Origin of the sequence: Streptomyces sp. NPDC088252, from assembly GCF_044740965.1 — a bacterium.
Classification (GTDB): Bacteria; Actinomycetota; Actinomycetes; order Streptomycetales; family Streptomycetaceae; genus Streptomyces.
In genome coordinates, this window is sequence record NZ_JBIURS010000002.1 from 68,721 (window position 1) to 92,616 (window position 23,896).

Sequence of the window (23,896 nt, forward strand, 5' to 3'; positions counted from 1 at the left end):
CCACCCGTGGAGTTCGACGTCACCATCGAGATCCCGAAGGGTTCGCGGAACAAGTACGAGGTGGACCACGAGACCGGTCGGATCCGCCTGGACCGTCGACTCTTCACCTCGACCAGCTACCCGGCGGACTACGGCTTCGTCGAGAACACCCTCGGCGAGGACGGCGACCCGCTGGACGCGCTGGTCATCCTGGACGAGCCGACCTTCCCCGGCTGCCTCATCAAGTGCCGCGCCATCGGCATGTTCCGGATGACGGACGAGGCCGGCGGCGACGACAAGCTGCTGTGCGTGCCGGCCTCCGACCCCCGGGTGGAGCACCTGCGCGACATCCACCACGTGTCGGAGTTCGACCGCCTGGAGATCCAGCACTTCTTCGAGGTCTACAAGGACCTGGAGCCCGGCAAGTCCGTCGAGGGCGCGGACTGGGTCGGCCGCGCCGAGGCCGAGGCCGAGATCGAGGCCTCCTACAAGCGCCTTGAGGCGCAGGGCGGCGCACACTGACCCGAGGGTCACGGCCGGATCCGGCCGAGGTACGTCGCACGGTTCCGTTTACGGTTCCGTGCTGGAACCGGGTGGCACTCCTCTCGATGGGGTGCCGCCCGTTTTCCGTGTGCCGCGCCCGTTCCGCGCGCCCGCCCGTCCGGACCTCGTGAGGGGCCGCCCCGCGGGTCCGCGCGCCCCGTGATTCCGCCCGCCTCGCCTTCGCGTACTTGTCCGTGGCCATACTGGGCACAAGCGCAATCGACAACGCGCAGCCGATGAGGAGCGAGGCCGAGTGGTGGCGGAACCGGGCGGTCCGGAGGACCAGAAGCCCCAGTCCGACGAGGCGCGCAGCGCCTTCGTCCCGCCGACCGGGGTGGGACGACGGACGTCCGCGTCCGAGGACGACCAGCCGACATCGGAGTTTGCCATTCCGGCCGGTCTGACGACCGAACCCCAGGGGGCGGGAACGGGCTCCGCTTCGGGTTCCGGTTCCGGTCAGACATCGGGCTCGGACACGATCGGCTCCGCCTTCGCCCCGCCGCGCACCTACAGCGCCCAGCACTCACCGCCCGCCTTCACTCCGGCGCACGGCAGCCCGATGATCCGGCTGACCAAGGAGGCCCCTTGGCAGGACCGGATGCGCACGATGCTGCGGATGCCGGTCGCCGAGCGCCCGGCGCCCGAACCGGTGCAGAGGCCCGACGAGGCGGGCCCCGCGGTGCCGCGCGTGCTCGACCTGACGCTGCGCATCGGCGAATTGCTGCTCGCCGGCGGCGAGGGTGCCGAGGACGTCGAGGCGGCGATGTTCGCGGTGACCCGCAGCTACGGTCTGGACCGCAGCGAGCCCACCGTCACCTTCACCCTGTTGTCGATCTCGCACCAGCCCTCGCTGGTCGACGACCCGGTGACGGCGAGCCGTACCGTACGCCGCCGTGGCACCGACTACACCCGGCTGGCCGCCGTCTTCCGGCTCATCGACGACATCACCACCGAGGATGTCGAGGTCTCGCTGGAGGACGCCTACCGGCGCCTGGCGGAGATCCGGCGCAACCGGCATCCGTATTCCGGCTGGGTGCTGACGCTGGCCGGCGGCGGACTCGCCGGTGCGGCATCGGTGCTGGTCGGCGGTGGTGCGCTGGTGTTCGTGGTGGCCGCGATCGGCGCGATGCTCGGCGACCGGCTCGCCTGGCTCTGTGCCGGGCGGGGGCTGCCGGAGTTCTACCAGTTCGTGGTGGCGGCGATGCCTCCCGCCGCCTTGGGTGTGGCGCTGACGCTGACCCACTGGTCGGACGTGCGGCCGTCCGCGGTCATCACCGGTGGGCTGTTCGCACTGCTGCCGGGGCGGGCCCTGGTGGCGGGCGTGCAGGACGGGCTGACCGGCTTCTACATCACCGCCGCCGCGCGCCTGCTCGAAGTCATGTACCTGTTCATCGGCATCGTCGTCGGTGTGCTGCTCGTGCTGTATCTGGGCGTTCAGCTGGGCGCCCAGCTGAATCCCGGGACCCGGTTCTTCGCCCCGGACCGGCCCGTGGTGCAGATCCTGGCGTCGATGGCGCTCTGTCTCGCGTTCGCGATCCTGCTCCAGCAGGACCGGTCCACGGTGCTGGCGGTGACCCTCAACGGCGCCGTGGCGTGGGTGATCTACGGCGCGATGGCCAGGACCGGCCACATCTCACCGGTGCTGGCGACGGCGACGGCGGCCGGCCTGGTGGGCCTGTTCGGGCAGCTGTTCGCGCGCTACCGGTACACCTCGTCACTGCCGTTCATCACGGCGGCGATCGGTCCGCTGCTGCCCGGCTCGGCCACGTACTTCGGTCTGCTGGGCATGGCACAGGGCAATGTGAACGCCGGGCTCGCCTCCCTGTCGACCGCGGTCGCGACGGCGCTGGCCATCGCGATCGGGGTCAACCTGGGAAGCGAGATCTCCCGGCTGTTCATGCGGGTACCGGGGGCGGTCGGCGGGGCGAACCGCCGCGCGGCCAAGCGGACGCGCGGCTTCTGAGAGCCTGTCGGGTGATCGGCTCCGGGTCAGCGCCTGGCGTGGCGGCCGCGCTGCCCGGCGACCGGGCCCTGGCCCTGGCCCTGGCCCTCGCCGACCGCCGCCGCCTCCTTCTTCGACTTGGAGCGGGCCCGCAGGAACTCGATCGCGATCGGCACCACCGAGATGAGCACGATCAGGATGAGCATCGCCTCGATGTTCTGGTGCACGAACTCGATCTTGCCGAGTGCGGCGCCGAGCAGCGTGACCCCGACGCCCCAGAGCACCCCGCCGATGATGTTGAACGTGATGAACGAGCGGTAGTTCATCCGGCTCACACCGGCGATGATCGGCGTGAACGTACGCACGATGGGCACGAAGCGGGCCAGGATCAGCGACTTGGGCCCGTACTTCTCGAAGAACTCGTGCGCCTTCTCGACGTTCTCCTGCTTGAAGAGGCGGGAGTCCGGGCGCTTGAAGAGCGACGGGCCGACCTTGCGGCCGAAGAGATAGCCCGCCTGGTCGCCGATGATCGCCGCCAGCGCCACCAGGACGCAGACCAGCCAGAGCGGAGACTTCAGCTGGCCCGTGGTCACCAGCAACCCCGTGGTGAACAGCAGGGAGTCACCGGGCAGGAAGAAGCCGATCAGCAGTCCGGACTCGGCGAACACGATGAGGAGGACGCCGGGAAGTCCGAAGGTGTTGATGAGATAGTCCGGGTCCAGCCAGCTCGGTCCGAGCGCAAGCGTATTCAAGGGTCCGGGCTCCTGGATCGTTCGATGGCGGCTGCGTGGCCGCCCAAAGCTATCAACGGAGAATGACGTCCACGGGTTCCAGTGGCCCCCGCGAAAATACGCACCGGGCCAACCGGGACAAAGCTCTCTCCAGGAGGTACCACACGATGAATATCGAGGATTTCGGCGGCGGGCAGGCGGACCAGTCGGATGTCCTGGTCGTCACCACGAACGACGTACCGGGCTACCAGGTGACCCGCGTGATCGGTGAGGTGTTCGGTCTGACCGTGCGCTCCCGCCACCTCGGCAGCCAGATCGGCGCCGGGCTGAAGTCCATGATCGGCGGCGAGCTGAAGGGGCTGACCAAGACGCTCGTCCAGACCCGGAACCAGGCGATGGAGCGGCTGGTCGAACAGGCCAGGGCAAGGGGCGCCAACGCGGTCCTGATGATGCGCTTCGACGTGACCGAGGCGGCCGACGTGGGCACCGAGGTCTGCGCGTACGGCACGGCGGCCGTGATCAGCAAGATCTGAGCGGCGGCCGGCACGGGGGCGGGGGGCGCCCCCACCCCCGTGCCGGCCGCGCGTGCGCGGGTTACGAGAGGCGCTCCGCGTTGGCGTCGATCGCGTCCCGCAGGTGTTCGGCCGGGCCCGGCCGCATCGACTCGTAGTACGCGCGAAACCGCGGGTCGGACACGTACATCTCGCCGAGCCCCCGGTGGATCTCGGGCGTGCAGTCGTAGAACCACCTGGTGATGTGGAGCCGGTGGACCTCGGCCAGGTCCATCGCCCGTTCGCCGGTGGCCGGTTCACCGGCCTCCATCAGCGCGTCGTAGGCGGCGCTCCGGTCGGCGACCTCCGCCTGCATCCGCTTCCGGTCCTCCTTGGTGCAGCGGGCGGCCCGGCGCTGCGACTCGGCGTAGGCGGCGGTGCCGCCCCAGCGGCGTTCGGCCTCCTCCGCGTGCTCCTCGGGGTCCTTGCCCCCGAAGACCTCGAACTTCTCCTCGGGCGTGAGTCGATGCCCATCTTCCGTGCCTCCATGGCTGTCTCAACGGCGGCCGCCATCTTCCGGAGCTCGGCGATCCGGCCGGTCAGCAGCCGGTACTGGCGGCGCAGATGCTCCTGCGGGTCCGCGGCCGGGTCGTCGAGCAGTACCGCGATCTCGTCGAGCGGGAAGCCGAGCTCCCGGTGGAACAGGATCTGCTGCAGCCGGTCGAGGTCGGCGTCGTCGTAGCGGCGGTGCCCCGTGTGGCTGCGCCCGCCGGGCGAGAGCAGCCCGATGCCGTCGTAGGGGTGCAGGGTGCGCACCGTGACCCCGGCGAATCCGGCGACCTGTCCCACGGAGTGGTCCACGACTCCCCGCTCCCTTCTCCGTTTCCGGTACGTACCGAGCCTGGGTCCTGACGTGACGTGAGGTGCAAGCCCGGAACACCACCACCTCCAGCGCCATCGGAGGGGTTATATGGCTTTTGCGTCGTTATGGTGAGCCGATGGCCGCAGATCCTCCCCCGCCCGCCGAAATCCCTCCCGCCGGACCGTCGTCCGCCGCGACCGCTCGCGCCGGGACCACCCCGGTACACCGACTGCTGCCCGTCATCGTGCCCGCGCTCGCCGTCGGCGTCGCCTCGGCCCTCGTCCTGCTCGGGATCAGCCTGCTCGCGGAGAAGCTTCAGGACGTGCTCTGGGGGACGGTCCCCGACGCGCTCTCCATCGGCCGCCACTCCTCGCTCTGGACGATCGTGGTGCTCACCGCCTGCGGGCTGGTGGTCGGGCTGCTCGTCCGGATGGTGCGCGGTCACGCCGGCCCCGATCCGGCGACCACCGGGCTGGTGGATCCGCCTCTCGCGCCGGGCGTGGTTCCGGGGCTGCTGCTCGTGACCGTCCTCACGCTCGCGGGCGGGATCAGCCTCGGCCCGGAGAATCCGATCACGGCCGCCAATATCGCGCTGACCTGCTGGCTCGGCCGCCGGTTCGCTCCCGGCACGACGGCGGAGCTGTGGATCTCGCTGGCGGCGGCCGGCACCATCGGCGCGCTCTTCGGCACCCCGGTCGCCGCCGCGCTGATCCTCTCCGAGACGCTCGCCTCGCACCCCGGGCCGGGTGCGCTCTGGGACCGGCTGTTCGGCCCGCTCGCGGCGGGCACCGCCGGCGCGCTCACCATGACGCTGCTGGCCCACCCCAGCTTCGACCTGTCGCTGCCGCCGTACACCCACCCGCACTGGGGCGATCTGCTCTCCTCGGTCGTCATCGCCCTGGCGGGTGCGGTGCTGGGCCTGACTGCGGTGTACGCCTTCCCGTACGCGCACCGGTTCTTCCGGGCGCTGAAGCACCCGGTCCCGGCGCTGGCCCTCGGCGGGCTGCTGCTCGGCCTGCTCGGGGCACTGGGCGGCCATCTCACCCTGTTCAAGGGGCTCGACGAGGTGCGGGTGCTCGCCGCCGACCCGAGCGGCTGGTCGGCGGGGCAGTTCGCGGTCATGGCCGTGGTGAAGACGGCCGCATTGCTGATCGCAGCGACCTGCGGCTTCCGGGGCGGGCGGATCTTCCCCGCCGTCTTCGTGGGGGTGGCACTGGGGCTCTGTGCCCACGCCCTGTTCCCCTCGGTGCCGGTGGCGCTCGCGGTGACGTGTGCGGTGCTGGGCGTACTGCTGGCCATCACCCGGCAGGGCTGGCTGAGCCTGTTCACCGCGGCGGTGCTGGTCGGCGGCGCGGCCGTGCTCCCGATCCTGTGCATCGCCTCGCTGCCGGTCTGGCTGCTGGTGACCGGGCGACCGCAGATGCAACTGCACGAGGACGGTACGCCGCTGAGGTGAGCCCGGCACGGCGGCACCCACCGAGCCACTCGCCCCGGAACGGCGGAGCGTACGGCGCCCCTCCGGCCCGGCCCGCGCTCGACGCGCCGGATACCACCGGTATCCGTATCGTCTCCTCCGTACGAATATGCCCCTATACGCCCCGTCAGGCCCTGCCGGAAGTCGCCGCGATGCCCACGCCCGTCAACGTAGCCGTCATCTACTACTCCTCCACCGGCACCGTCGCCGCGATGGCCAGAGCCATCGCGCAGGACTCCGAGAAGGCCGGTGCGGAGGTACGGCTGCGCAAGGCCGCCGAGCTGGCCCCTCAGGCGGCCATCGACGCCAAACCGGCCTGGGCCGCCAACGCGAAGGCGACCGCGGACATCGCCGAGGCATCGAAGGATGACGTGATCTGGGCAGATGCCGTGATCTTCGGTACGCCGACCCGGTTCGGCAACGTCGCCTCCCAGCTCAAGCAGTTCATCGACACCCTCGGCGGCCTCTGGCAGGCGGGCCGTCTCGCCGACAAGGTCTACAGCGGCTTCACCTCCACCAGCACCGCGCACGGTGGCCAGGAGTCCACGCTGCTCGCGCTCTACAACACGGTCCACCACTTCGGCGGCATCCTGGTCGCCCCCGGCTACACGGACCCGTCGAAGTTCGTCGACGGGAACCCGTACGGCACTTCGCACGTGGCCGGCCAGGGCGACATCCCGGTCGGTGAACAGACACTGACCGCCGCCCGGGTCCAGGCCGAACGGGTCGTGAGGTTCACCCGGGCCATCAAGGCCGGCCTCGCCGCCGAAAGCTGAACGCACCGCACGTCCACAGGACCGTGGCGGTTCGCGAAGGACCGCCGGGAGCCGAGAAAGGCTGTTCGCCGATGCCCCTCCACAAGGGTTCGCCCCACGGTACGGAACCGTCCGAGAAGCGCCGCAGGCTCGCCCTCAACCCGTTCTACGGAGAGGCCGACCCGATCGCCGGAATGGAGTCGGCGCCGCCCCGGCACCGGCTTCCCGACGGGCCGATGCCACCCTCGACCGCCTACGGCCTGGTCCACGACGAGCTGATGCTCGACGGCAACGCACGTCTCAACCTGGCCACCTTCGTCACCACCTGGATGGAGCCCCAGGCCGGGGTGCTGATGGGCGAGTGCCGCGACAAGAACATGATCGACAAGGACGAGTACCCCCGCACCGCCGAGCTGGAACGACGGTGTGTGGCGATGCTCGCCGATCTGTGGAACGCCCCCGACCCCTCGACCGTCGTGGGCTGTTCGACGACCGGCTCCAGCGAGGCCTGCATGCTCGCCGGAATGGCGCTGAAACGCCGCTGGGCGGCCAGGAACGCCGACCGCTACCCGGCGACCGCCCGGCCGAACCTGGTCATGGGCATCAATGTGCAGGTCTGCTGGGACAAGTTCTGCAACTTCTGGGAGGTCGAGCCGCGGCTGGTCCCGATGGAGGGCGACCGCTTCCATCTCGACCCGCAGGCCGCGGCCGATCTCTGCGACGAGAACACCATCGGCGTCGTCGGCATCATGGGCTCCACGTTCGACGGTTCCTACGAGCCGATCGCGGAGCTCTGCGCGGCCCTGGACGCCCTTCAGGAGCGCACCGGCCTGGACATCCCCGTCCATGTGGACGGGGCGTCCGGTGCGATGGTGGCGCCGTTCCTGGACGAGGACCTGGTGTGGGACTTCCGGCTGCCCCGGGTCTCCTCGATCAACACTTCCGGGCACAAGTACGGCCTGGTCTACCCCGGGGTCGGCTGGGCGCTGTGGCGCTCGCCCGCCGAGCTGCCCGAGGAACTGGTCTTCCGGGTCAACTACCTGGGCGGCGACATGCCGACCTTCGCGCTGAACTTCTCCCGGCCCGGCGCACAGGTGGTGGCGCAGTACTACACCTTCCTGCGGCTGGGCCGGGACGGCTACCGGGCCGTTCAGCAGGCCTCCCGGGACGTCGCGACCGCGCTGGCGCAGCAGATCGAGAAGCTCGGCGACTTCCAGCTCCTCACCCAGGGCGACCAGTTGCCCGTCTTCGCGCTGACGACCGCGCCGGACGTGGAGGCGTACGACGTCTTCGACGTGTCCCGCCGGCTGCGGGAGCAGGGCTGGCTGGTGCCCGCGTACACCTTCCCCGCCAACCGGCAGGACCTGTCGGTGCTGCGGGTGGTGTGCCGCAACGGCTTCTCGTCGGACCTCGCCGAGCTGCTGCTGGAGGACCTCCGGCTGGTCCTGCCCGACCTGCGCCGCCAGCCGCACCCGTTGAGCCAGGACAAGCAGGCGGCGACGTCCTTCCACCACTGAGCGCCGGGCGCCCCGTTCAGCGGCCGATCCGGGCGAACCTCCGTACGGCCAGCGGGAAGAACACCGCGAGCAGCGCCAGCGGCCAGACCACCGCGAGCAGTTCGGCATGGTCGGACGCCCAGGTGCCGCCCGCCCCGCCCGGATTGCCGAACAGGCCGCGTACCGCCGTGGCCGTGGCCGACATCGGGTTCCATTCGACGGCCGCGCCCAGCCACCCCGGCATCGAATCGGGGGTGGCGAAGACATTGGAGAGGAAGCCGACCGGCCAGACCAGGATCTGCACCGCCTGCACCAGCTCCGGCTTCCCGGCCACCAGGGCCAGCTGGATGCCGGTCCACAGCATCGCGAACCGCAGCAGCAGGAGCAGCCCCACCGCCCCCAGCGCCGCGGCCGGCCCGTGGTGCCAGCGCCAGCCGACCGCGTAGCCGACGCCGATCATCACGACGAGCGCGGCCACCGACTGGAGCATGTCCGCGACGCTCCGGCCGACCAGCACCGAACCGGAGACCATCGGCATGGCGCGGAAACGGTCGATGACGCCCTTGTCGAGGTCCTGGGTGACCGCGATCATGGTCGACTCCAGGCCGAAGGCCATGGTGAGCGCGAGCATGCCGGGCACCAGGAACTCGGTGTTGTCGCCGTCGACGCCCTGTCCGCCGCCCACCAGGTAGTTGAACATCAGCAGCAGCATCACGGGGAAGACCAGTCCGACGACGATCCGCACCGGCTGCCGCCCCCAGTGCGCCAGTTCGCGCCGGGTCATCGTCCAGGAGTCGGACACCGCCCAGCTCATCGCGCTCATGCCGCCACCTCCGCGTGTTCCGGCTTCCGCTCGGTCAGCGAGAGGAAGACCTCGTCGAGCGTCGGGCGCCGCACCGCGATGTCCTCCGCCTCGATGCCCGCCTCCTCCAGGGCCCGTACGGTCCGGGTCAGGGCCGCCATCCGGTCCGGCGCCGGTGCCCCGATCAGCCGCCGGTCCGCGTCGACGACCGCGCCGTCACCCAGCAGTCGTGCCGCGGCGGCCAGTCGGGACCCGTCCCGGACGACGACATCGATGCGGTCCCCGGCCACCATCGCCTTCAGCTCGTCGGACGTCCCCTCGGCGGCCACCCGTCCGGCGTCGATGACCGAGATCCGGTCCGCGAGCTGATCGGCCTCCTCCAGGTACTGCGTGGTCAGCAGTACGGTCGTGCCGCCGCCCACCAGGGAGCGCACCGCCGACCACACCTCGGCCCTGCCGCGCGGGTCGAGTCCGGTGGTCGGCTCGTCCAGGAAGAGCACCTCCGGGTCGGTGATCAGCGAGGCGGCCAGATCGAGCCGTCGCCGCATGCCGCCGCTGTACTGCTTCACCGGCCGCCGTCCGGTGTCCGCGAGACCGAAGCGGGCCAGCAGCTCGTCCGCCCGCGCGCCCGCCCGACGGGCGCCCAGGTGGTACAGCCGGCCGAACATCTCCAGGTTCTGCCGACCGCCGAGTTCCTCGTCGACCGCCGCGTACTGCCCGAGCAGCCCGATGCGGCGCCGGACCTCGCCGGCCCGGTCCCGTACGTCGAGCCCCGCCACCTCGACCCGGCCCTCGTCGTGCCGCAGCAGCGTGGACAGGATGCGTACGGCCGTGGTCTTGCCCGCGCCGTTGGGGCCGAGCACGGCGTGGACGGTGGAGCGGCGGACCGTCAGGTCCAGGCCGTCCAGGACGCGTTTCTCCCCGTATCGCTTGTGCACACCTTCGACAACGATCGCGTCGGTCAAAGTCCCCACACCTTCCCGTAGTCAAACTTGACTAGCTGGTCGAAGGTAACGCCGCCGACCCCATTCGTCAAACTTGATTACTCGTCGTCGCCGGGATCCGGGACACCCGTCGCGTACGGGTTCTCCTGCCCCTCGGCGAGCACACCGATGAAGGGGTCACCCTCCCCCGCGAAGGTGTACGCGCCGCCCTCGATGCGGGCGATCAGCCCGCGCGTCCACTCCGCACCGGCGTCCGCCGAGTGGACCCACATGTTCATGATCTCGCCGATGTGGCCGAGCGACCCCGGTCCGGCCTCCGGCGTGTAGTACTCGGTGACCGAGGCCCGCCAGGCCGCGAGGCCGGCCACCCGCTCCTTGAGCAGCGCGACCGCCTCGGCCCGCTCCAGGTCGACGATGCCGCCGAGGCCCGCCGACAGCACGTCCAGCTTCTGGTCGTACGAGGTCAGCGCCGCACGCAGCAGCGCGAGGTACTCCTCGTTGCCCCGCTCGGTGATCTCGTACTCGGTACGGGGTGGACCGCCCGCCGTGCTCGGAGCGGTCTCATGGGCGATCAGCAGCCCCTGCTTCGCCATCTGCTTCAGCGCGTGGTAGACCGACCCGGGCTTGGCGTTGGACCACTCGTGCGCACCCCAGTACTCCAGGTCGTTGCGGACCTGATAGCCGTGCGCCCGGCCGTGCTGACGCACGGCGCAGAGGACCAGCAGCCGGATCGCGGACATGTCACGCACCCCTTCTATTCAACTTTGATCAGCGTAACCGCCCGCCTCGGCCACCAACTCGAACGCGGTACGGCCGTCCAGGGACTCGCGGATGATGTCGGCGTGCCCGGCGTGCCGGGCGTGCTCCTCGACGAGATGGAGCAGCAGCCACCGCATCGAGACCCGCCCCTCCTTCGGGAACCAGGGTGCCTCCGGCAGCGGGAAGGTGTCGTCCATGCTGGGCACCGAGCGGATGAACGTCTCGACCTCGGCCGCGACTCCGTCCCAGAACCCCAGCATCCCCTCCACCGTCTCGTCGCCGACGAGACGGAAGCTGTCCGCCCAGGTCTCCTCGGTCCGGGAGGTCTCGCTCGGCCGCTGCTGCGCCATCCGGAGCCAGTTGAGCTCCCCCTCGGCGACGTGCTTGAGCAGCCCGGACAGGGAGAGCTCGCTCGCGCTGGGCCGGCTCGCCGCCCGCTCCTCGGTCAGACCGATGAGGGAGCGCCGGATCGCGCCGCGCTGCGCCTCGACGAAGGAGAGGAGCGCGCCGCGCTCGTCGCCAGAGGTCTCCGCGGGAACGTGAGTGACCATGATGACCGCCTTGGTGAGCCGTGCCGGTTTCTTCCTGACACCGACCAAGCTACGGACCCTTGCGGTCGGCTTCTGTCCTCGATGCGGCGGAACGGCGCGTCAGAAGGGGAACGCGCTCCGGCCGTGCTGGATGGACATCCATGTCTCGGTCGTGAAGGCACGGACGGTCGCCTCGCCGTTCAGCCTGCCGATCCCGGAGGCCTTCTCACCGCCGAAGGCGACCAGCGGATCGTCCTGGACGGTGGAGTCGTTGACGTGGAACATGCCGCTGACGACCCGCTGCGCGAACCGCACTCCGCGTTCGGTGCTGCGGGTGTGCACGGCGCCGCTCAGCCCGTATGGGGTGTCGTTGGCGATCCGTACGGCGTCGTCCTCGCCGTCGAACGGCACCAGCAGCGCCACCGGGCCGAATATCTCCTGGGACAGCAGCGGGGAGCCCTCGGGGAGCCCGGTGAGCACGGTCGGCTCGACGAGGTTGCCGCGGGTCCCGCCCCGCACGAGCGCGGTGGCCCCCTCGGCGAGCGCCTGGTCGACCAGGGCGGTCAGCGCGTCCGCCTGGAAGGTGTTGATGACCGGACCCATGTGGGTCTCCGGATCACGCGGATCACCGGTCCTCAGCGCGGCCACCCTGGCGGTGAACTTCTCGGTGAACTCCCGCTCGACACTTCGGTCCACCAGGATGCGGTTGGCGGCCATGCAGACCTGCCCCTGGTACACGAAGCGGCTGAAGACGGCCGCGTCGACCGCGTAGTCGACGTCCGCGTCGTCCAGCACCACCAGGGCGCTGTTGCCGCTGAGTTCGAGGATCGTCCGCTTGAAGTGCCCGGCCGCGATCGCGCCGATCTGGCGGCCGACGCGGTCCGTGCCCGCGAAGGAGATCACCTTGGGCACGGGGTGCTCGATGAACGCGTTCCCTATTTCGGCGACATCGGTGATCAGGACGTTGAGCAGTCCGGCGGGCAGGCCCGCGTCCTCGAAGATCCTGGCGATCAGTCCGCCGCCGACGACCGGGGCGTTCTGATTGGGCTTGATGACGACCGCGTTGCCGAGCGCGAGGGCCGGCGCGACGGATTTCATCGTCACCAGGAAGGGGAAGTTGAAGGGGCTGATGACCCCTATGACGCCGACCGGTTCGCAGTAGAGACGGTTCTCCTTGCCATCGGCCGGGGAGGGCAGGATGCGGGCCCAGGGGCGCAGTATCCGATGGATCGCGTCGCGCAGGAATTCCTCGGCGACCCGGACCTCGTACTCCGCCTTGAGACGGGTTCCGCCCAGTTCGTCGACGATCGCCTCGACGATTTCGTCGCGCATTTTCCCGATGACGTCCAGGGCTCGCTCCAGAACCCTGCGGCGCTCGTACGGGCCGGTGGTGGCCCAGGAGCGCTGGGCGCGCTCGGCGGCCCGATAGGCGAGGTCGACCTCGTGCGCGGTCGCGATGGTGATCGCGGCGAGTTTCTCCCCGTTGTAGGGATTGAAATCGATGATGTCCCACGAGCCGGTTCCGGTCCGCCACTCACCGTCGATGTACTGGTCGGCCAGCTCGTAGAAGAAGGACATGCGATCCCTTAACTCAGGTGCAGACTCCCGTCGAACCGCCATCGTACTGATGAATCAAGTGAGTTGGAGTAGACCACGGAGCAGATCGCGGCTCTCCTCGGGGCCGGGACTGTCCTCGTGCAGCCGCGCCATGGCCTTTTCGTACTGAGCGACTTCTTCGGCCTTGTCCAGATAGAGCGCACTTGTCAGCTGCTCCAAGTAGACAATGTCCGACAGATCGGATTCGGGGAATCGGAGCATCGTAAAAGAACCGCTCTCCCCGGCATGCCCGCCAAAACTGAAGGGCATCACTTGAAGAGTGATGTTGGGCTGCTCCGACATTTCGATCAGATGCCGCAATTGTCCGCGCATGACTTCACGGTCGCCGTACGGCCGGCGCAACGCCGCCTCGTCCAGTACGGCGTGGAAGCGGGGTGCACGTTCGGAGACGAGGGCCTTCTGGCGCTCCAGCCGCAACGCGACACGACGGTCGATCTCGACGGCGGGGGCGTCACCCATGCCCCGCGCGACGACCGCGTGGGCGTAGGACTCGGTCTGCAACAGACCGTGGACGAACTGGACTTCGTACACCCGGATGAGCGATGCCGCCCCCTCCAGACCGACGTACGTCTGGAACCACCCGGGCAGCACGTCCCCGTAACTGTGCCACCAACCCGCCATGTTGGCCTCACGGGCCAGGCCGAGCAGGGCGTCGCGCTCCGCATCGTCCGTGACGCCGTAGAGCGTGAGCAGGTCCTCGACATCCCTGGCCTTGAAGCTCACCCGTCCCAACTCCATGCGGCTGATCTTCGATTCGGAAGCCCGGATGGAGTAGCCGGCCGCCTCCCGGGTGATCCCCCGGGAGTCGCGCAGCCGCCTGAGCTGTGAGCCCAGCAGGATGCGCCGCACCACAGATCCACTCGACTCGCCTGCCGCCACTGGCCCGATCCTCCCCATCGCTTCCTGGACACCGGGGCTCCCCCTGAACCCCAAGTGCCGGATTCTGCCACCAAAACGCTTCAGCCCGTACTCATTCGATTACGGAAATGGCAAGGCCGCCGCAAAGCTACGAAAATACACGCAGGAAGAAATGACCAAGAACCGGCACGGGCTCGGACAGGTCCGGCGCGTGCACGTGCATCTGCCCTTGCATCTGCCCTGCGCATTCGGAACCATGGCTCTCGCGCACCTGCGTGCTCGTTCGTGTTGTGCCGCTGTACCCCGTAGCACCGATACAGCCACGAATCCCGGGAGTGCCTCGCATGGGGACGAATGGATCGACGATGCTCGAGCCGTTAAGGCAGGGGCTTCCCCCCATCGATCCCTCAGCCGTCTCCGGCTCGGCCACCTGCACACTGCCCGCCTGCTACGAAGCCGTGGGCGGGGCACGGCGGTTCACCAGGAAGACGCTGAGCAGCTGGGGACTGGACGATCGCTTCGACGACGTCGCACTGGTCGTCTCCGAACTCGTCACCAACGCCCTGCGGCACGCCCTGCCCGGGGACAGCGCACCGGACTTCCAGGAACCGCCCGTACGGCTGCACTTGATGCGTTGGAGCTCACGCCTGGTGTGCGCCGTGCGCGACCCCAGCCAGGAGAGCCCCGTCGCCTCCGAGGCGGCCGACTCGGCGGAATCGGGCCGCGGCCTCTTCCTGGTGGAGTCCTTCAGCGACTCCTGGGGCTGGCACCCCTCCCCCGCGCTGGGGGCGGAGAACCTGAACAGCGCGGCGCCGCGCGGCAAGGTGGTCTGGGCGCTGTTCCGGCTGTCCGACAACTGACGGCGCGTGCCCGGCGCGTGGCCGCCGTCGGCGGATCGCGTCGGGCCGGTACGGGCCGGACACCGACCCGGGGACTCGCTCAGCCGCCCGCTATGAGGTGGTCGAACTCCCCGTCCTTCACCCCGAGGAGCAGCGCCTCTATCTCGGCGGGCGTATAGACCAGGGCAGGCCCGTCGGGGTGGCGTGAATTACGCATCGCCACATCTCCGCCGGGCAGTTTCGCGAACTCCACGCAGGATCCCTGGGAGTTGCTGTGTCTGCTCTTCTGCCAGACGACTCCGCGAAGCTCTGTGGCCGCCATGCCGTTGTACACGTCGTGCACAGGACGCTCCCCGAGTTGCAAGGTGCAAGTGTCAACTGTCTCGGATCATAGCTCTGTTCAAATATTGCTGCATGAGCAGATGCATGCGCGGATGCACGTGCACGCGGGGTGTTCCCGCGATTACAGCTTTACGGCATATGCATAGACGCGCGGGAGGCCTGTTCGGCTCCGTCTACCCCGAGCCGATCACCCCATACCCGAGAGCCCCGCTGGTAGCTTGGCGCGGTCTTTCGTCGACGAGGGGGAATTCCACATGCGCACCGTCATGCGCTCCGGCGGCGCAATCATCGCCGGAATCGTCATCGCCGTCGCACTGACCGGCTGCGGCGGCGGCAACGGGAAGAGCGACCCGGGCAGCGGATCCGACGCAGGGAGGACCGGCCGGGTCCCGGACGGCGGCGGTGGCTCCGACGCCGGGGCCGACGCGGCTTCGCTGGAAGGCGGTTGGGCCGGAAAGACCGACGGCAAGGCGGTGATCCTTTCCGTCGCGTCCGGGAAGGCCGTGCTCGTCACCGAGCAGCAGGCCTGCACGGGCACCGTGAAGGAGGCGGACAAGGTGACGCTGGCCCTGAAGTGCGCCGACGGCGACACCGCCCGCACCACGGGATCGGTCGTGTCCAACGACGGCACAACCATCAAGGTGTCCTGGGACGGCGGGACGGAGGACACCCTGGCCAAGACCGAACCGGGAGCGATCCCTTCGGGCCTGCCGGGCCTGCCGACCCTCTGACGGCCGACCGCGCCGCCCGTCAGTCGGCCCGGTCCCCGGGCCGGGCCGGCTTCGACGTCCCGTCCAGCCCCCGGGAGAACTCCTCCAGGGCTTCGAGGAGGAGGCCGGCCCCGTTCCGTACGAACGGATCCGTCCCGCCTTCGCCCGTCCGCTGCCGCGCGTCCCACGCGTCCAGCGCCTCGCGCACCTCCGCCCAGTCCGGTACGCGCCGCTCCCGCACCTCCTTCGCGCCTCGTTCGGTGGCCCGGCGCAGCGCCTCGGCCAGGCGCCCGGCGGCCGGTACGGGAGTGGCGCCGCCGCACGGGAGGTGGGCCTCCAGCAGCATCGCGACCCGGCCGAGCTGGGCGAGGGCGTGCTGGGTGTCGTCGGCGGCGGCACGGGACAGGCCGCGGTTGCGCACCGGTTCGTGCTGGGCGGTGGCCAGCGCCTCCTGCCAGGCCACACGTGCCTCGCGGGTGTCGAGGAGCGCGGAGCGGACGTCGTCGTGGCCGCGCTCGGCCGGCTCGGCGTACTGGTCGACGACCGCGGCGGCGTACCGCCCGTCCGCCTTCAGCCAGTCGCCGAGCCTGCCCCGGAGCCTCGGGGTCTCCCAGGCCGGGTAGGCGGCGTACGAGATCATCGCCAGCAGGCCGCCCACGAGGGTGAGGACGACCCGTTCGTGAACGGTCTGCGACCAGGCCTCGCCCGCCATGCCGAGCAGGAAGACGACATACGCGGAGACGCACGCCTGGCCGACGACGTATCCGGTGCGCATCAGCAGATACATCAGCAGGGCGCAGAGCACGGCGAACACCGCGGACGGCGTCACACCGGGGTGGGCGGTCCGGACGATCGCGGTGGCGAGCGTGACCCCGACGATCGTCCCGCCGAAGCGGGCCACGGAACGCCCGTACGTCTGGGTGAACTCCGGCCGCATCGCCATGACGGCCGCCATCGGCGCCCAGTAGCCGTGGCCGAACGGCAGCGAGACGCCGATGAGGTAGCCCACGGCGACGACGACGGCGACCCGGACGGCGTGCCGCAGGATCGGTGAACCGGGGCGCAGTTCGGCCCGCATCGCCCGCACGACGACCGGGACCAGCCGCAGCAGGGTGGGGCGGCGGCGGTGCGGGGAGCCGGGCGCCTCCTCCCCGGTGGCCTTGATGGCCTCGGCGGCCTCCTCGGCCTCGGCGTCCTCCTCCTTCGTCCCCGCCCCCTCGGCCGTCTCGATGACGTCGGAGAGCAGCGCGCCGAGCCGGTCGGCGGCGCGACGGGGTGGGCCGGCGAGGAGGGAGCCGGTGTCGGGCGTCCTCAGTACGGCGACGGCGGACGGGGAGAGCTTCACCGGGTCGCCGTGGCGGATCGCGCGTGCCGCCGAGTCGAGCACGGATCCGGCGGCGGCGAGGAGTTCGCGGACCCGGTCCCGCTCCGGCCCCTCGGCCGGCACACCCATCGCCGGGTCCGCGAGCGAGGCGAGCACCGGCCTGATCCGTTCGGCGACACCCCGGGAGCCACGCAGTTCGGGCGGTCGGCGGCGGGCCTGCCAGGGCGTGACGGCTGCCGCGCTGCGGGCCTTCATCAGCGGTACCGGATCGAAGGCGGAGAGCGGGTCGTGGCGCAGCCGCCGCGCGTAGTCGGCCTCGGCGGCCAGGGCGTCGGCCAGGGCGTCGCGCTGGGCACCCCATCTCCGCACCGGGAACAGGACGATCAGCGCTGCCTGCACCACACCGCCGAACAGGATCATCGCGGCGTGCACCGCCGAGTTCGCGACGGAGCTGGGCAGGGTGACCGTCACCAGCATGATCGCCACGTTCGACGACGCGATGATCCCGCCCGTCGGCCCCGCCGCCCAGGCCAGGCCCGCCAGGAACGTCCAGAGCACCAGCAGGGCCAGGAACAGCGGTGTGTGGGAGCCGGTGAGATAGCCGAGGAACGTCGATACGGCGAGGCTCGCCCCGGAGACCAGGGCGAGGACGGGCCGGGGACGCCAGCTGCGCTGGAACGTGGCGATGGCCGCCTGGAACGCACCGAACGCGGAGCTCGCGGCGACGACCGGCCCGAAGAACGCGAGGCCGACCCCGATGACGAGGGCGAGACCGACCGCACCGCGGATCGCGATGAGCGGTTCGAGACGCCGCCGCTCGATCGTCAGCCCCGAGCGGGCCGTCTCCTTCAGCGCCCGGACCCAGCTCATGCCCAGAGCCTAGTGCTGTGACCGGGAAGGTTCACCGGCTCGCGACGCCCGGCACGGCACCTCGCCGCGTTGTCGCATCACCCGAGTGCGTCCGGCACGAGGGCGATCCTCCGCCTTGCGACGCACCGCACCGGACACCATAAACCTCCCGGCAAACCTTTCCGGCCACTGCACCCAGCCGGAACAGCCGATGAGCCTGAATTACCACATAATCTCCGGAAAATCCGCTGAAGTGCCTGCTGACGGAAATACCGGAACGGCCCCGGAGCGGAGGCGGCGCCCGAGGCGCCTACCAGCTCCCGCGCCCGCCGTCGATCCCCGGCCCGTTCCCGCCCGTCCTCGCCCGGTCCGCGGCGGCCGTGCCGTGGGTCCATCCGTCCAGGTCCGTGGCGCCCCGGACGCGTGTGGTGGTGGTCTCGGGGAACATCCGCTCGGCGGTGTCCGTGACCGCCATGTCACGGGCGGCGAGGACCGGGAGCAAGTGGGGGGTCTCGGACCCCGCAGCTCCGGATCGGGCCCCGGTCCCGGCCTCCTCGGCCTCGGCATCCGCGGTGACACGGGCGGCGTCGGCGGCGAGCCGGCTGCCCAGGCGCTGGGCGTACGCCATCAGGAAGGACTGCCGAAACGTCTTGGTCCGCTTGCGCCCGCCGGCCCGCTGGCCCGCCTCGGCCTTCGTCATCGCCACCGTGCCCTGGACCAGCAGAGAGGTGTACAGCAGGTCCACGGCGTCCAGATCCGGATCGAACCCGACCACCGTGGAGAAACCGAGATCGCCGTTCCACACCGCGCGGCAGCGGTTCGCGGAGGCGACCGCGTCGAGCAGGATCGCCTTCGCCGTCTCGTACGGGGCATCGACCCCGATCCGGCACGCCCCGGGCGCCTCCTTGCTGTGGGTACGGGCGGCGAGCAGGGCCTCGTCGATGGAGTGCCGGGCCATCAGTTCCTGCGCCTTGGTGGTGAGGGCCTCCGCCTCCTCGGGGAAACCGGTCGCCTCCGCCTTGGCGAGCAGGGCGCGGATCCGGGTCAGCATCCGGGGTTCGTCGTGCGCGGGCGGCAGACGGAGTCCGTGCGGAAGGGCACCGGGCGGCGGACCGACCGGTTCGATGGCGGGGAGCCGGAGCAGCAGCCGGTAGAGGCCGAGAAGGGCGGAGGCGTAGGAGAACCTGTCGGGCCGGTTACGGGCCGGCGCGGCGGGCAGCCCGTCGAGCTGGGACCGCCAGCGGGGCGGCAGCCGCTCGTACCGTCCGGTCTCCGAGCCGATCAGCCCGGCGACGAGTCCGACGGCGGTCTCGTCGAGTTCGCGGCGGACGATGCGTACGACGTCGGCGGGGAGCCAGCCGCGCTCCCAGGCCCGGCGGACGAACTCCTCACCGCGCCGGTGCAGTTCGGCGTCGACCGCGGGGTGGGCGGCCAGGAGGGAGGCGCCGCTGTCGAGACCGGCGTCGCCGTCCGAATAGAGGGCCGCCGCGAATGCCTGGTCGATCACCGGTTCCATGAGGTCAGGGTAGGCAGGGCGGTACGGCGCGGTACCCCTGGCCCCGTGCCCGTGGGCGGGCGTCGGCTGCCGTGATCGTGGAGCCCGTCGGGCGCCGGCCCCGGCCGCGGCGAGGCGGCGCGGGCCGTCCACAGCGGAGGCCGGACGCGGACCCGTCCGTCCACACCCTGTGGATATCGAACTTCCGAGCGGCCATCGCGTGGGGCGCCGACCCGGCGGAGCCCCCCTCGGCACCCGCGAACCCGGCCGCCGGAATCAAGGTACGGGCGAGGGACCGGGCCGAACCGGGCCGGGCGGGCGAGAGGCCCGGTCCGGCCGTACGGGGAAGGGCCGGACGAGAGGCAACGTCCGGTCGTGCGGGGTCGAACGGGCGGCGCGATTGGTCCATCCAGCCCGACCCGCTGGCGATGTATCCGCTTTCATCCTTTTATCCAGAATTCGCATGCTTTCATCTCGCCATGGAGGCGATCAAGTGATGACCGGAGACCGACAGCAGGACACGCACGCACGGGCGATCCCGTCGCGGCGGCGCGTACTGGCCGCCGCCGCGCTCGCACCGGTACTGACCGCGGCCGGGCCCGCCGCCGCTCGCGCCCTGCCCGCGGACATGTCCGGGACGCGGCACACCGGGCGGGTCGAGCCGGTGCGCACCGACCTGGCGGACTGGGCGGGCGTGGCACGGGCCCTGGGCCGCAGCGGCAACATGCTGCGCGGAACGACGTACCACACGGGCTTCCCCCGGCGGGACCTCCACGTGGTCTCCAAGGGCGTCCTCGTCACACCGGGGCTCGCACTGGGCACGCACGTGGCCTTCGTCCGTTATGCGGACGGCTCCACGATACTGATGGGCGACGTGGTGGTCACCGAGAAGGAACTGCAGCGGGTGACCGACGCCTGGCAGGCGCACGGAATCGAGCAGACCGCGCTCCACAAGCACCTGCTCGCCCAGATCCCCGACCTCTGGTGGACCCATGTCCACGCCCACGGCCACGACGCGGTGGCCCTGGCCCGCGGCCTGCGCGCCGGATTCGACCGCACCGGCACCCCGCCCGCCGTGCCGCCCGGTCCCGTGACCACGGTCGACCTGGACGTCGCGGGGATGGAGGCGGCGCTCGGCAACAAGGGGTCCGTCGAGGACGGGCTCTACAAGATCCTCTTCGTCCGCCGCGAGACCATCGCGCACGGCCATCTGATCCTGCCGCCCGGTCTGGGGTCGAGCAGCGCGTTCAACTTCCAGCCGCTGGGTGGCGGGCGTGCCGCGCTCAGCGGCGACTGCGCCATGCTCGCCGACGAGGTTCCGCACGTACTGAAGGCCCTGCGACGCGGCGGGATCGAACTCGTCGAACTGCACAACCACCACCTGGCGGAGGAGCCCCGCCTGTTCTTCACCCACTTCTGGGCCGTCGGTGACGGCGTCGAGCTGGCACGGGCGCTGCGCCCCGCGGTGGACGCCACCGACGTCGTACCGTCCGGCTGAGAGCGGCCCCCGCACGCCGGACGCGCCGGCCCTCCCCGGCCGACGGGCCCCCACCGGCCGCTGCCGTGCCCGTCGGCCCCTGCCCCCCCCACCGGCCGGCCGGGGCCGAGGACCGATTCCGCCGGTCCAGCGACCCCGGCCGCCGAATCCGCTCGTCATATGGACCAATCGGCCCGGAGCGGCGCGTGCCCGTGCGGACGAACGGGCACCCATGTCCCGTCCAGCCCGCCCATTTCCCGAACCACCCGTCAGATCCCCCTCTGGAGCTCCGTATGGAACCAGTCGCCGGCGCACGGTACTGCCCGTTCGACTACGCCGAGGCCCTCGAATTCGACCCGGTGCTCAGGCACTTGATGACCGAAGAACCCGTCTCCCGCATCCGGCTGCCGCACGGTGACGGCGAGGCGTGGCTCGTCACCGGCTACGACGACGTGCGCACGGTGACCACCGACCGGCGCTTCAGCCGGAGCGCCATCATCGGCCGGAACTTTCCGCGCATGACCCCTGAGCCGATCGTCCAGGACGAGGCCATCAACGTGATGGACCCGCCGGGCAGCAGTCGGCTGCGCAGCCTGATCTCCAAGGGGTTCGCGCCCCGTCACATGGAGCGCATGAAGGTGCGTACCCAGCATGTCGTGGACGAACTGCTGGACCGCATGGAGGAGCACGGTTCCCCCGCCGATCTCTTCGAGCACCTGGCGGCCCCGCTGCCCCTGACCACCATCTGCGAGGTCCTCGACATTCCCGAGGGCGACCGCGCACAACTGCGCGCCCACGCCCGGACCATGATGGACACCACCGTCGAGAACAAGGACGCGGCGGTACGCGCCAAGGCCGATCTCCGCGCCTACTTCCAGAAGTTGACGGCCGAGCGGCGCGCGAACCCGGGCGACGACCTGATCAGCGCGCTGGCCACGGCGCGCGACGGGGACGAGATCCTCAACGACCAGGAGCTGACCGTCATGGCCATGGTCCTGCTCATCACCGGCCAGGACACCACCACGTACGAGATCGGCAACATCGCCTACACGCTGCTCACCAGGCCGAACGAGCTCGCCATGCTGCGCGAGCGCCCCGACATGCTCCCGCAGGCCATGGAGGAGCTGCTGCGCTTCATCCCGTTCCGCAAGGGCGTCGGCATCCCCCGGGTCGCCCTGGAGGACGTGGAGCTGAGCGGGGTGTTGATCCGGGAGGGGGACATCGTGCACGTCTCCTATCTGACGGCCAACCGCGACCCCCGGAAGTTCGACCGGCCCGACGAGCTGGATCTGAAGCGCGAGAATCCGTCCCACATGACGTTCGGCTGGGGCGGCCACCACTGTCTCGGCGCCCCCCTCGCCGCCACGGAGCTCCAGGCCGCCATCGGAACCCTGCTGAAGCGCTTCCCCGCTCTGAAGCTGGCGACGCCGGCCGAGGAGGTGCGCTGGAACAGGACCTCCATCTGGCGCTATCCCCTCGAACTGCCCGTCACCTGGTGACGGGGGCGGCCCGGCGGCGCACCGGACCTCCGCGCACGGACGGCGGCTGTCCTCGATGATGCGTCGCGGCAGGACGCCCGGCCAACCCGGTACGGTCCCGGGCCGCCGGGCGCCCTGCCGCGCTTCGGCGCCCCGCCCGCACCGGCTCGACATGCGGCCCCGATCGGCCTGCCGTAACGTGGTTCCGACGGCCACCCAGCCGTGGCGGATCAACGTCTGATCAATGACCGATCAAACGTCCGTCCACGAACGGCTAGAACTCAGTCTTCGACGGTCGGCCCGTCCGCGCCCGTTCCAGGGGTACCGAACCCGGCGCAGGAATCCACCGAAGCCCTGTCCCGCGCCGCGTGTACGGGGCCGTGGTGGCCGTTCCCGCGTCGCGGGCGGACACCCCCGTGACCGTCCCGGGCCCGGCGGCGTGGACCAAGTCCGCTAGGAGGAGTTCCATGGCGGTTCTCTGCAAGCCGGCCATCGCGGTTCCCGAGTACGTCATCACCAACGAGGAAACCCTTGAGCTGGCACGACGGTTGCACGGCGACCATCCGCAGATCGACCTGGTGCTTCGGCTCATCGAACACACCGGGGTGCAGAAACGGCACCTGATCCAGCCCATCGAGAAGGTGCTGCAGCACCCGGGCTTCGACGCCCGCAGCATCACGTACGAGAAGCACACCAAGGCCCGGGTGCCGGCGGTGGTGCGCCAGGCACTCGACCAGGCCGAACTGGAGCCGCGGCAGATCGACTTGATCGTTTACGTCTCCTGCACCGGCTTCATGATGCCGCCACCGACATCGTGGCTCATCGGAGAGATGGGCTTCCGGCCTCAGACGCGCCAGCTGCCGATCGCCCAACTCGGCTGCGCCGCGGGCGGTGCGGCCGTCAACCGGGCCCATGACTTCTGCAGGGCCTACCCGGACGCCAATGTGCTGGTCGTCGCCTGCGAGTTCTGCTCCCTGTGCTACCAGCCCACCGACCTGGGTGTCGGATCCCTGCTGTCCAACGGCCTGTTCGGCGACGGCATAGCCGCCGTCGTCCTGCGAGGCCATGGAGGCACCGGGGTCCGCCTGGAGCGCAACGGCTCGTTCATCATTCCGGACACCGAGGACTGGATCTCCTACGCGGTCCGTTCCACCGGGTTCCACTTCCAGCTCGACAAGCGCGTTCCCGGAACCATGGAGCCCCTCGCTCCGGCCCTGAACGCCGTGGCGGAGGAACACCAGTGGAACGCCGGAAAGCTGGACTTCTACATCATCCACGCGGGCGGCCCGCGCATCCTGGACGATCTGAGCCGCTTCCTCGACGTGCCGCCCGAAGCGTTCCGCTTCAGCCGGGCCACGCTCACCGAGTACGGCAACATAGCCAGCGCGGTGGTGCTCGACGCCCTCGGCCGAATGTTCGACGAGGCTTCGGCCCTCGACGGCCACCGCGGACTGATGGCCGGCTTCGGCCCCGGCATCACCGCCGAAATCTCCCTGGGAACCTGGACGACGGGCTCCGATTAGGCCACGGCCCGCCCGGCCTGCGAGGACCCGGGGGATCCCGGGACGGGCTCCGGGGACGGACCCCGGTTCCGGGGAG

21 protein-coding genes and 1 pseudogene are annotated in these 23,896 nt (G+C 70.6%); 11 read left to right on the forward strand and 11 right to left on the reverse strand.

The window, feature by feature from the left end:
- Positions 1-6: 6 nt before the first annotated feature.
- Positions 7-501 (forward strand): inorganic diphosphatase, encoded by a 495-nt coding sequence (locus tag ACIOHC_RS04075; protein WP_003968257.1) that lies wholly within the window; start codon positions 7-9, stop codon positions 499-501.
- Between the two features lie 274 nt (positions 502-775).
- Positions 776-2,485 carry a threonine/serine exporter family protein gene (locus ACIOHC_RS04080; RefSeq protein ID WP_351077502.1) on the forward strand — a complete coding sequence of 570 codons (1,710 nt, stop codon included), beginning with the start codon at positions 776-778 and terminating at the stop codon, positions 2,483-2,485.
- A 26-nt stretch (positions 2,486-2,511) separates the two neighbouring features.
- On the opposite strand, the gene ACIOHC_RS04085 is transcribed toward ACIOHC_RS04080, so the two are convergent.
- Positions 2,512-3,216: a DedA family protein gene (locus ACIOHC_RS04085; RefSeq protein ID WP_401841282.1), complete on the reverse strand. Its 705-nt coding sequence runs from the start codon at positions 3,214-3,216 to the stop codon at positions 2,512-2,514.
- A 146-nt stretch (positions 3,217-3,362) separates the two neighbouring features.
- Between ACIOHC_RS04085 and ACIOHC_RS04090 the strand changes: the two genes are divergently transcribed.
- The gene (locus ACIOHC_RS04090) at positions 3,363-3,728 is read left to right on the forward strand and encodes a YbjQ family protein (protein ID WP_351077507.1); all 366 of its coding nucleotides are present in this window, start codon (positions 3,363-3,365) and stop codon (positions 3,726-3,728) included.
- A gap of 61 nt (positions 3,729-3,789) precedes the next feature.
- On the opposite strand, the pseudogene ACIOHC_RS04095 reads toward ACIOHC_RS04090, so the two are convergent.
- A pseudogene (locus ACIOHC_RS04095) lies at positions 3,790-4,547 on the reverse strand (MerR family transcriptional regulator).
- 137 nt (positions 4,548-4,684) lie between these two features.
- On the opposite strand from ACIOHC_RS04095, the gene ACIOHC_RS04100 reads away from it, so the two are divergent.
- The 3 genes from ACIOHC_RS04100 (at position 4,685) to ACIOHC_RS04110 (ending at position 8,294) form a co-directional block, all read left to right on the forward strand.
- Positions 4,685-6,004, forward strand: a complete 1,320-nt coding sequence (locus ACIOHC_RS04100; protein ID WP_365691784.1) for an ion channel protein — start codon at positions 4,685-4,687, stop codon at positions 6,002-6,004.
- A 170-nt stretch (positions 6,005-6,174) separates the two neighbouring features.
- Complete coding sequence (gene wrbA, locus ACIOHC_RS04105; protein ID WP_351077516.1) at positions 6,175-6,798, forward strand: NAD(P)H:quinone oxidoreductase; 624 nt, start codon at positions 6,175-6,177, stop codon at positions 6,796-6,798.
- A 71-nt stretch (positions 6,799-6,869) separates the two neighbouring features.
- Entirely contained in the window at positions 6,870-8,294 is a 1,425-nt protein-coding gene (locus ACIOHC_RS04110; protein ID WP_365691788.1) for a glutamate decarboxylase, read from the forward strand.
- Between the two features lie 16 nt (positions 8,295-8,310).
- On the opposite strand, the gene ACIOHC_RS04115 is transcribed toward ACIOHC_RS04110, so the two are convergent.
- The 6 genes from ACIOHC_RS04115 to ACIOHC_RS04140 form a co-directional block, all read right to left on the reverse strand.
- Positions 8,311-9,096, reverse strand: coding sequence for an ABC transporter permease (locus ACIOHC_RS04115; RefSeq protein WP_401841286.1), 786 nt, complete (start codon positions 9,094-9,096; stop codon positions 8,311-8,313).
- Positions 9,093-10,040, reverse strand: coding sequence for an ATP-binding cassette domain-containing protein (locus ACIOHC_RS04120; RefSeq protein ID WP_351077523.1), 948 nt, complete (start codon positions 10,038-10,040; stop codon positions 9,093-9,095). The genes ACIOHC_RS04115 and ACIOHC_RS04120 overlap by 4 nt, the downstream gene beginning before the upstream one ends.
- A gap of 77 nt (positions 10,041-10,117) precedes the next feature.
- The gene (locus tag ACIOHC_RS04125; RefSeq protein ID WP_351077525.1) at positions 10,118-10,759 is read right to left on the reverse strand and encodes a PadR family transcriptional regulator; all 642 of its coding nucleotides are present in this window, start codon (positions 10,757-10,759) and stop codon (positions 10,118-10,120) included.
- Between the two features lie 18 nt (positions 10,760-10,777).
- Positions 10,778-11,329: a DinB family protein gene (locus ACIOHC_RS04130; RefSeq protein ID WP_351077528.1), complete on the reverse strand. Its 552-nt coding sequence runs from the start codon at positions 11,327-11,329 to the stop codon at positions 10,778-10,780.
- 99 nt (positions 11,330-11,428) lie between these two features.
- A complete protein-coding gene (locus ACIOHC_RS04135; protein WP_401841290.1) occupies positions 11,429-12,886 on the reverse strand; it encodes an aldehyde dehydrogenase family protein in 1,458 nt (485 codons plus the stop codon).
- 54 nt (positions 12,887-12,940) lie between these two features.
- A complete protein-coding gene (locus ACIOHC_RS04140; protein WP_351077568.1) occupies positions 12,941-13,822 on the reverse strand; it encodes a helix-turn-helix transcriptional regulator in 882 nt (293 codons plus the stop codon).
- Positions 13,823-14,148: 326 nt separating this feature from the next.
- Between ACIOHC_RS04140 and ACIOHC_RS04145 the strand changes: the two genes are divergently transcribed.
- Positions 14,149-14,643 carry an ATP-binding protein gene (locus tag ACIOHC_RS04145; RefSeq protein ID WP_365691790.1) on the forward strand — a complete coding sequence of 165 codons (495 nt, stop codon included), beginning with the start codon at positions 14,149-14,151 and terminating at the stop codon, positions 14,641-14,643.
- Between the two features lie 79 nt (positions 14,644-14,722).
- On the opposite strand, the gene ACIOHC_RS04150 is transcribed toward ACIOHC_RS04145, so the two are convergent.
- Positions 14,723-14,965, reverse strand: coding sequence for a DUF397 domain-containing protein (locus ACIOHC_RS04150; protein WP_351077535.1), 243 nt, complete (start codon positions 14,963-14,965; stop codon positions 14,723-14,725).
- Positions 14,966-15,218: 253 nt separating this feature from the next.
- Between ACIOHC_RS04150 and ACIOHC_RS04155 the strand changes: the two genes are divergently transcribed.
- The gene (locus ACIOHC_RS04155; protein WP_401841294.1) at positions 15,219-15,695 is read left to right on the forward strand and encodes a hypothetical protein; all 477 of its coding nucleotides are present in this window, start codon (positions 15,219-15,221) and stop codon (positions 15,693-15,695) included.
- 19 nt (positions 15,696-15,714) lie between these two features.
- Here ACIOHC_RS04155 and ACIOHC_RS04160 read toward each other — a convergent pair whose 3' ends face one another.
- Positions 15,715-17,868: an FUSC family protein gene (locus ACIOHC_RS04160; RefSeq protein WP_401841295.1), complete on the reverse strand. Its 2,154-nt coding sequence runs from the start codon at positions 17,866-17,868 to the stop codon at positions 15,715-15,717.
- A 289-nt stretch (positions 17,869-18,157) separates the two neighbouring features.
- Positions 18,158-19,363, reverse strand: coding sequence for a DUF2786 domain-containing protein (locus tag ACIOHC_RS04165; protein WP_401841298.1), 1,206 nt, complete (start codon positions 19,361-19,363; stop codon positions 18,158-18,160).
- A gap of 475 nt (positions 19,364-19,838) precedes the next feature.
- On the opposite strand from ACIOHC_RS04165, the gene ACIOHC_RS04170 reads away from it, so the two are divergent.
- The 3 genes from ACIOHC_RS04170 (at position 19,839) to ACIOHC_RS04180 (ending at position 23,820) form a co-directional block, all read left to right on the forward strand.
- Positions 19,839-20,840 (forward strand): DUF1259 domain-containing protein, encoded by a 1,002-nt coding sequence (locus tag ACIOHC_RS04170; protein WP_401841300.1) that lies wholly within the window; start codon positions 19,839-19,841, stop codon positions 20,838-20,840.
- A 272-nt stretch (positions 20,841-21,112) separates the two neighbouring features.
- Positions 21,113-22,318, forward strand: a complete 1,206-nt coding sequence (locus ACIOHC_RS04175) for a cytochrome P450 (protein WP_365691795.1) — start codon at positions 21,113-21,115, stop codon at positions 22,316-22,318.
- A gap of 446 nt (positions 22,319-22,764) precedes the next feature.
- Positions 22,765-23,820 (forward strand): type III polyketide synthase, encoded by a 1,056-nt coding sequence (locus ACIOHC_RS04180; RefSeq protein WP_401841303.1) that lies wholly within the window; start codon positions 22,765-22,767, stop codon positions 23,818-23,820.
- Positions 23,821-23,896 lie beyond the last annotated feature (76 nt).